The 8,219-nt window shown below is 62.0% G+C and carries 8 protein-coding genes; all 8 read right to left on the bottom strand.

Features of this window, described 5'->3' with window-relative positions:
- Nucleotides 1-636 precede the first annotated feature (636 nt).
- Nucleotides 637-1,110, bottom strand: coding sequence for a SixA phosphatase family protein (locus tag AC1DWI_RS07570; protein ID WP_477670896.1), 474 nt, complete (start codon nucleotides 1,108-1,110; stop codon nucleotides 637-639).
- Nucleotide 1,111: 1 nt separating this feature from the next.
- Nucleotides 1,112-3,205: a polyphosphate kinase 1 gene (gene ppk1 / locus AC1DWI_RS07565; RefSeq protein ID WP_477724616.1), complete on the bottom strand. Its 2,094-nt coding sequence runs from the start codon at nucleotides 3,203-3,205 to the stop codon at nucleotides 1,112-1,114.
- A 50-nt stretch (nucleotides 3,206-3,255) separates the two neighbouring features.
- Nucleotides 3,256-4,362: a glycosyltransferase family 4 protein gene (locus tag AC1DWI_RS07560; protein WP_477670898.1), complete on the bottom strand. Its 1,107-nt coding sequence runs from the start codon at nucleotides 4,360-4,362 to the stop codon at nucleotides 3,256-3,258.
- Nucleotides 4,359-5,231: a UDP-2,3-diacylglucosamine diphosphatase gene (locus AC1DWI_RS07555; RefSeq protein WP_477670899.1), complete on the bottom strand. Its 873-nt coding sequence runs from the start codon at nucleotides 5,229-5,231 to the stop codon at nucleotides 4,359-4,361. Before AC1DWI_RS07555 ends, AC1DWI_RS07560 begins: the two co-directional genes overlap by 4 nt.
- Nucleotides 5,231-6,097 (bottom strand): GNAT family N-acetyltransferase, encoded by an 867-nt coding sequence (locus AC1DWI_RS07550; RefSeq protein ID WP_477670900.1) that lies wholly within the window; start codon nucleotides 6,095-6,097, stop codon nucleotides 5,231-5,233. Before AC1DWI_RS07550 ends, AC1DWI_RS07555 begins: the two co-directional genes overlap by 1 nt.
- A gap of 87 nt (nucleotides 6,098-6,184) precedes the next feature.
- Complete coding sequence (locus AC1DWI_RS07545; protein ID WP_477667213.1) at nucleotides 6,185-6,448, bottom strand: hypothetical protein; 264 nt, start codon at nucleotides 6,446-6,448, stop codon at nucleotides 6,185-6,187.
- Nucleotides 6,449-6,564: 116 nt separating this feature from the next.
- Entirely contained in the window at nucleotides 6,565-7,071 is a 507-nt protein-coding gene (locus tag AC1DWI_RS07540; protein WP_477670901.1) for a hypothetical protein, read from the bottom strand.
- A 52-nt stretch (nucleotides 7,072-7,123) separates the two neighbouring features.
- On the bottom strand, nucleotides 7,124-8,219 hold a 1,096-nt coding region (locus tag AC1DWI_RS07535), incomplete at its 5' end, for an MFS transporter (RefSeq protein WP_477724615.1).

The following is an 8,219-nucleotide window of genomic DNA, read 5'->3' as shown; positions in this document are numbered from 1 at the left end:
CAGACGGAGGAGGCGAGCCAAGAGGCATCCATCCCCGAATAGTTCCAACCCCAGCGCCGCACTGATGGCAGCTTGTGGCATTGGTTCCAATGACCTCTCCGCAAGATGAACAAAAGGACATATGGTTTAACGCCGAGCTGACCGGCACGCTTGCGTGACAGCGTCCAGCGTTGTGTTAAACAAACTCGTCCTTTTACCACTGCACAAATGTCGCACCAAGTCCTCCCAAAGAAAGCGAAGCAATTGCAAGAATTGCAGTCAATTTCCACTCTTCTGAATTGAAAATAGACCAGGGCAATTTGTACTGCCTGTACGTCAACTCTTTCCCGTACCGCTTGTGACACCGACCCACGACAATTTGGCCCCCTATCACCCAAATGGCGCCCGCAATGACCAGCAATATAGCGCCTAGAGCATGCATCGAATTCCTTAGAACTGGCGAATCAAAAGGATTGCTTAACGTAATGTATGCCGCAAAACCTGCGGCATAACCTGGCGGTTGCGATCTAATCTGGACATAGAAACTGGATCAGGCCCTGGAACGGCGGTATTTGCACTATAGCCTTGGCACCGGGAAAACTTACCTGTATTGGGTCCGTTTTTTGTCCGCGGGCAGGCTTTGAGTGTGCTGCTGTTTCAGAGAACTTCAGGCGACTGCACGGTCACCACGACGGTCTGGTTGAGGCCATCCCGGTCGCGGCTGCGAAGCCACCAAAGCGCACCCTTCTTGACCGGGCATTCGCTTTCCTGCAAGCTGAGCAGCTGCGCGATGGCCTGCCCCAGGTTGGGCTGGTGGCCCACCACCAGAATCGGCGACCTGGCCGACGGCCATTGCACCAGTTCCAGCAGCTGTTCAACCGTGGCGTCGGGCGCCAGCTCACTACGGATTTTGTATTTGCGTCCCAACGCCAGCGCGGTCTGCTCACAGCGCCGTGCCGGGCTAACGAAAATGCGCGCGCCTTCGGGCAACTGACGGTCCAGCCAATTGGCCATGCGGGCCGCCTGCTTCTCGCCCCTTGACGTCAGTGAGCGCTCAAGATCGCTTCCGCCCTGCGGGTCACCCTCGGGCCAGTCTTCTGCCTCTGCATGGCGCCACAGGATCAGGTCCATGTTATTTTTCCTGGTGATGGGGAGCCGAATAGCGTGCCATCAAGGCCGCTTGCGCACCGTGGCGCGGGGCATCGCCCTGCGGGTTCACGCGCAGGTAAGTGCCGTCAGGCTGCAGATCCCAGGCGTCGCGCCCGTCATGCAGGTAGGCCACCAGGCACTCGTCGATGATGCGCTGGCGCAGAACGGGGTCGGTCACAGGCCAGGCCAGTTCAACCCGGCGCAACATGTTGCGGTTCATCCAGTCGGCGCTGGAAAGCAACAAGGTTTCCTCTTCAGCACAGCGGAAATAAAACACCCGTGAATGCTCGAGGAAGCGGCCGATGATGGAGCGCACGCGGATGTTGTCCGTCACACCCGGTACTTGGGCCRGCAGCATGCAGGCGCCGCGCACAATCAGGTCGATCTTCACGCCGCGCTGCCCCGCCCTCACCAGCGCCTGCATCAGGTCTTCGTCGGTCAGCGCGTTCATCTTGGCCACGATGCGGGTGTCGTTGCCCTGCAGGGCGGCTTCGCCCAGCGAATCGATTTTCTCGATCAGCTTGCGGTGCAGCTGGAACGGCGCCAGCAGCAAATGGTGCAGCTTGGGCAGGCGGCTCTGGCTGGCCAGGTGCACGAACACGTTGTCAATGTCGGCCGTCGTCAAGGGGTCGGCCGTCAGGTAGCTCAGGTCGGTGTAAAGGCGGGCCGTGCGCGGGTTGTAGTTGCCGGTGGAAAGATGGGCATAGCGCACCAGGTGTTTGCCTTCGCGCCGCGTCACCAGCAGCATCTTGGCGTGGGTTTTCAGGCCCACCACGCCGTACACCACCTGCGCACCTATCGACTCCAGCATTTCCGCCCAGTTGATGTTGGCCTCTTCATCGAAGCGCGCCTTGAGCTCCACCACCACCGTCACTTCCTTGCCGCGGCGCACCGCTTCGCGCAACAGCACCATCAGCTCCGAGTCGGTGCCTGTGCGGTAAATGGTCTGCTTGATCGCCAGCACTTGCGGGTCGTTAACCGCCTCGCGCAGGAAGACGAGCACGCCGTCAAAACTTTCAAAAGGCTGGTGAATGGAAACGTCGCCTTCCTTGAGCCGCTCAAAGAACGACTGGCCGGGCTGCAACTGGGTGGGGTAACACGCGCTGTAGCCGGGGAAGAGCAGTTTGGGGTCATTGACCAGGTCCACCAGTTGCGTCAGCCGCACCAGGTTGACGGGGCCGTGCACCCGGTACAGGGACTGCGTCGGCAAGTTGAATTGCCTGAGCAGGAAGCTGGCCAGGTATTCCGAACAGCCCGCAGAAACCTCCAGCCGAACAGCCTGCCCGTAATGGCGTTGCTCCAGGCCCTGGCGCAAGGCGGTGCGCAGGTTCTTGACGTCGTCTTCATCCACGGCCAGGTCAGAATGCCGGGTGACGCGGAATTGCGAGAACTGCCCCACTTCGCGGCCGGCAAACAACTCGGCCAGGTGTGCCCGGATCACGCTGGAAAGCGACACGAACAGCCGGCTCTTGTCCTTGCCGTGCGAAGGCATATGAATCAGCCGCGGCAACACGCGCGGCACCTTGACGATGGCAATGTCGTTGTCGCGCCCAAAGGCGTCATGACCGCCCAGCCGCACGATGAAGTTGAGCGACTTGTTGGCCACCTGCGGGAACGGATGCGAAGGGTCCAGCCCGACTGGAATCAACAACGGCCGCACTTCCCTTTCGAAATATGCTTTCACCCAGCGCCGCTGGGCCGCATTGCGCTCGCCGTGCGAGACGATGCGTATGCCCTGCCGCTCAAAGGCCGGCAGCAGCTCGTCGTTGTAGAGCGAATACTGGCGCGCCACCATGTCGTGGGCTGCCGCAGAAAGTGCGGCGAAAGACTGCACCGAATACAGCGCTTTTTGTTCATTGGCCTGCGCCGCCGTCAGGTGGGGCGCGGTCCGGACTTCAAAGAACTCGTCCAGGTTGGACGAGACAATGCAGAGAAACCTCAGCCGTTCCAGCAGCGGCACGTCCGGGCGCCTGGCCCAGTCCAGCACCCGCTCATTGAAGGCAAGAATGCTGTGGTCGCGGTCCAGGAACTGGACGGGTGGCGCAGCGGCTGCCACCGAGGCGGGTGAAGTGGGCATCAACAAGAGTGGTCTTTGTCATTAACAACAAGTCACAGTGTTGACGTGTTTCATGACARTGGCGTGACAGTACTTTTGACTGATGGTGCACCSGCCTGAAAAGGCTGGCAAGTACCGCTCATGGCGTTGTTGTGCCCGGCGGTTACGAGGAACGACTCGAAAAGCTGCGCCGCATGGGCCCAGCTGAAGTCCAGCGCGCGCAAACGGGCTTCATGGCGCGGCACAGCCAATGCGCTGTAACAAGCCTGTTGCAAATCTTCATGCATGACACCGCCGTGACAGCTTCCATCGGGCTTTCCAAGCACCTCCAGCGGGCCATCGACCGGGTAGGCGGCTACCGGTGTGCCGACTGCCATGGCTTCGAGCATCACCAGGCCAAAAGTTTCCGACCGGCTGGGAAAGGCAAACACATCGGCCGCCGCGTAGACCTTGGCCAGCTCATCCCGGGGCAGAACACCCATCCAGCGGACCTGCGGATAACGCTCCTTGAGCGTTGCCTCCAGGGGCCCTACCCCGCAGACCACCTTGGTCCCCGGAATGTCCAGCTTGAGGAAAGCCTCGATGTTTTTCTCATACGACACCCGGCCCACAAACAACGACACCGGCCGCACCACCGTCCCCATGGGCGGGTACAGCCGCGCTTGCGGCTCAAAGCCGAAAAGCTCCGTGTCCACGCCGTGCGTCCAGCTGCGCAGGTTCTGAAAGCCCCGCTGCTCCAGCATGCGCAGCACGCCATGGGTAGGCACCATCACGCCCGACGAGGGCCTGTGGAAATGGCGGAACAGCGCATAACCCCAGGACAGCGGAATCTTCAATGCCGCATGAAGGATCTCGGGGAACTTGGTGTGAAATGCGGTGGTGAACTTCAGGCCGCGCTTGAGGCAATAGCTGCGCGCAGCCCAGCCCAGCGGGCCTTCGGTGGCAATGTGGATGGCCTCAGGCGCAAAGGCATCGAGCTTTTCGGTCAGGCCGCGCTTGGGGCGCACCGCCAGGTCAATACCGGCATAACCCGGGCAAGGCCGCGTCTTGAAGAGGCCAGGCTGGATCACTTCCACCTGGTGCCCCAACTCCTGCAGTTCACGCACCAACTCCACCAGGGTGGTGACCACGCCATTGACCTGCGGTTGCCAGGCGTCCGTTACAAGAGCGACCCTCATGCGGTCACCGTGGAAGCTACATGCCCGCGGCCCTGCGTTTCATGCGCGGGCGCCCAGTGCACCAGCTCGAGGGTGCCGTCGAAGTTTTCCACGAGCGCGGTGCGGCTTTCCACCCAGTCGCCGTCGTTGCAGTACAGCACGCCGTTGATGTCGCGCATCTCGGCGCGGTGGATGTGCCCGCAGACCACGCCCTGGTGGCCGCGGCGGCGGGCTTCATTGGCCACGGCCTCTTCAAAGTCGGTGACGTAATTGAGCGCGCTCTTGACCTTTTGCTTCAGGTAAGCCGACAGCGACCAGTACGGCAGCCCCAAACGGGCGCGCAGGCTGTTGAGGTGGCGGTTGAGTTTGAGTGTGAATTCATAGAGGTTGTCGCCCACGTAGGCCAGCCATTTGGCGCACTGCACCACGGCGTCGAAGTAGTCGCCGTGGATGATCCACAGCTGCCGGCCGTCGGCGGTGGTGTGCACGGCTTCATCGATCACCTCGATGCCRCCGAACTGGTTGCCAATAAATTCACGCGCAAACTCATCATGGTTGCCCGGCACATAGACCACGCGGCAGCCTTTGCGGGCGCGGCGCAGCAGTTTTTGCACCACGTCGTTGTGCGACTGCGGCCAGTACCAGCGGCGGCGCAGCTGCCAGCCGTCGACGATGTCGCCCACGAGGTACAGGTTGTCGCTCGGGTGGGCCTTCAAAAAATCCAGCAGCGCGACCGCCTGGCAGCCGGGCGTGCCCAGGTGGATGTCTGAAATGAAGATGGTGCGGTAGCGCTTGCGCAGCGAGTCGTCGTCATCATGGTCGTCGCCGTTCCCGCTGAAGCCGTTCCCAGACGAAGCCAGCGCGCCCATGGCGTCAAACATGCTGCGCATCAGGCCTCCGAAGGGCTGCCCGACACAGGCTTACCGGAGAAATGCTTGAGGTAGCGCGGCGGCAGGTCGGCGATGCGCATCATCATGGGCAGGTCGGCCGAGTTGAAGTCCGGGTCCCAGGCCGGTGCGCCCAGCACCTTGGCACCCAGGCGCAAATAGCCCTTGATCAGCGCGGGCGGCTCCACGTCCAGCGTGTCGTCCAGTCGCTCCACCGGCAGCGCCAGACGCGGCGTCACGCGGTATTCAATGGGTGCCAGATGCGTTTGGCGCACCTGGCGCCAGATGCTGGCGGCGGCGTGGCCGCTGGAGACACCGTTGTGCTGCATCGGGATGCTGGCGCAGCCGATCATCGTGTCCAGCTGGTTGCGCGCCATGAATTCAGCTAGCGCACCCCACAGCGCCAGGATGACGCCGCCGTGGCGGTGGTCGGCATGCACGCAGCTGCGGCCCAGCTCGACCATGCGCTCGCGCAGGGAGCGCAGGCGGGTCAGGTCAAATTCCGTGTCGCTGTAGGTGCTGCCCACGCGCTTTGCCTGGGTCGGCGTCAGCACGCGGTAGGTGCCTATGACTTCCTGGCTGTCGGCATCACGCACCAGCAGGTGTTCGCAATAGTCGTCAAACAGGTCGACGTCGTGGCCGGGCAGCACCTTGGAAAGGTTGGCACCCATTTCGAGCGCAAAGACCTGGTACCTCAGGCGCTGTGCCTGCCGGACCTCGTCCTGGTGCCGGGCCCAGCTGACCGTGATTTTCCCCACGGCAGGCCTTTGAACAACGGCGGGAATGACAGCATGACCGCTTTGATGAAGTGACCCCCGTGGCATTGCGACTGGCGACAATGCAAAGGTGGGATTGGGCAGTTCTTTCATGGCTAACTCCTTGTTTCCTGGTGTCTCAACAACTTCGGCAACTTCAAATCGCGCTGTAAAAAAGCCCCAAAAAAGGGGCTTTGACTCTCAATCACCGGCGGTCAGCGAAACCACCTTGTCACGTCGCCCCAAACCGGCGGCCAGCATCGGCCGCGCATTCGAAAGACCCTCAAGCCAGGGCCGGGTGCCCGCCTTGAAACGCAAGCCGCCAGGGCTGTTCGCCAGGGCTTGTGCGGTGCAGCGCAGGATGCGCAGGCACTGCTTGTTGAAGTCCTGGATGCCGCTGCTCAAGGTGCGGCTGGGGCCCTGCGCCTGTCCGTCATTCATCGGGTGCTCCGTCATGCTGGTCATGGCGTGATTCTGGGAGCCGGGGGTGACGCGTTCGTGTCAGTTCAATGGCAGTTGTGTGACACGGGAAGAAATTCGCGGCGTGTGGCGGGCACGCGTCGGCCGCCTGCGCAGCGCGGCTAAGAGCCCACCGCATACCTGGTTGCCAACAGCACTTCGAGCCTCATTGTTATGGCTTCGCATTCGTCCAGCTCCAGACGGCTGAACTGAGCCGCCCAGGTTTTGGATGAAGCAAATTTTGGAAACTGCGGTGGTTCGCCCCATTGCCAATCGGGGTGACTCGCTTTTGGGCTTCTTCCGAAGATATGCAGATGCATTTTCCGGTGAAGCTGGGGGGTTTTTGGTCCGGGTGGATGCGCCAGTTCGTTGAGCGCGTTGTTACCGGCCTCCCAGTAGTTCAGGCACCCTCCGGCGAGCTGGGGCAGTGTTTCCAGCATGGCTCTTGCGGTGGCTGCGACCAGGCAGGCCCATAGCGCCAGTTCATCGGGGGTCAGTTCACTTCTTTCCCACACCGGCCGGGGCGGATTGACCAGCAAATGTCCGCCATCGCTTCGATGGTTCATCGGGCTGACTGGTAACGCGACCGTGCCCCCGGCGCAATTGATGAGTGTGTGGTGAATGTCCAAGTGAAAATCTCCAAAAGAAGAGGGAATGAAAAAAGTGGTATCGGATGCGCGCTCAGTTGCTGCGCTGCCTCAGGCAGGCCATGGCGGTGACCGAAAGAAGAAGTGCAGCAACGCCGTAAATCCATGCGGAGGGCACGATGGGCAACAACAGGCCGGCCAGCACCGGGCCTGCGCCGGCGCCCATGTCGCGCCAGACCGAGCGTGTGGCGAGAGCCTGTATGCGTCCGGGCCCCGGCGTGCGCAGTGCAACCAGCGGCGGCAGCAGCGGCAACAGCAAGGCACGCAAAACCACAATGGCAAGTGCGCAAGTCCACAGCCAGCCGAAACCAAAGCCCACCAGGGCAACAGAAGTGAGCACGGAGAAGGTCACCAGAAGAACTTCGACGCCATGCTTTTCAGCCATGTGTCCGCCGGCAGAACTCAAGACAATTTCCGCCAGGTAGCGGACCGACAGCAGAAGCCCGGCCACGATGACCGGGTTGCCGGGCAACAGGTCACGGCCCAGATAAGACAGGCCGATGATGAAGAGGCCGTCCAGCACCAGGCCTTCCGTGAAGGAAAAGATGTCCAGCCCGCCCGGAAGCCTGATTCCTGTTTTTCGTGGTGCCGGCTCAGCATGCGCGCCGGTTGGCATCTGCCGCGCGACCAGCAAGGCACTCAACGCAACAGCCGCGAACAGGAAAAAAATAACTTTGGGGCCAAACCAAAGCGCGCACACGCCGCCCAAAGGAAGGGCAAGCATGGGCCCCAGTGCCGTGAATGCGCGGGACCGCCCTGCCCGACGCGCAGCGCCCGCCGGTTCGGCGGTGGCCAATGCCTGGGTGGCCAGGTTCAGGGCGGCGAAGGCCAGGCCCCACAAGAGCCGCAAGAACAACAGGGCGACGAACCCGGTCAGCATCGCGTAGCCCAATGCGCACACCGCGGCCGCCAGCGCCGCCAGTGAGCAGGTGAGCCGTTCACCGTTGCGGGCGTAAAACCTTGCCACCGCTGCGTAGCCCGCAATGCGCACCAGGCGGTTAGCGGCCAGGAGAATGCCCGCTTCGGGCAAGGTGACGCCAAACGCAGGAGCGAACATCGGCAGGAGCAGGTAGAGCACCGTGTCCCCCGGAAGTGAGAGCCCGAGCACCATGGCGGCATGGCGCGAGTTG

The sequence above is a fragment of the Polaromonas sp. P3_C2 genome, assembly GCF_056402675.1.
This window is presented reverse-complemented; position numbering and strand designations above follow the sequence as displayed.

Bases quoted from the DNA above. Each gene is read 5' to 3' on its own strand.
- AC1DWI_RS07570 (WP_477670896.1), bottom strand. From the start codon at position 1,110: ATGGACCTGATCCTGTGGCGCCATGCAGAGGCAGAAGACTGGCCCGAG.
- AC1DWI_RS07550 (WP_477670900.1), bottom strand. From the start codon at position 6,097: ATGAAAGAACTGCCCAATCCCACCTTTGCATTGTCGCCAGTCGCAATG.
- AC1DWI_RS07545 (WP_477667213.1), bottom strand. From the start codon at position 6,448: ATGACCAGCATGACGGAGCACCCGATGAATGACGGACAGGCGCAGGGC.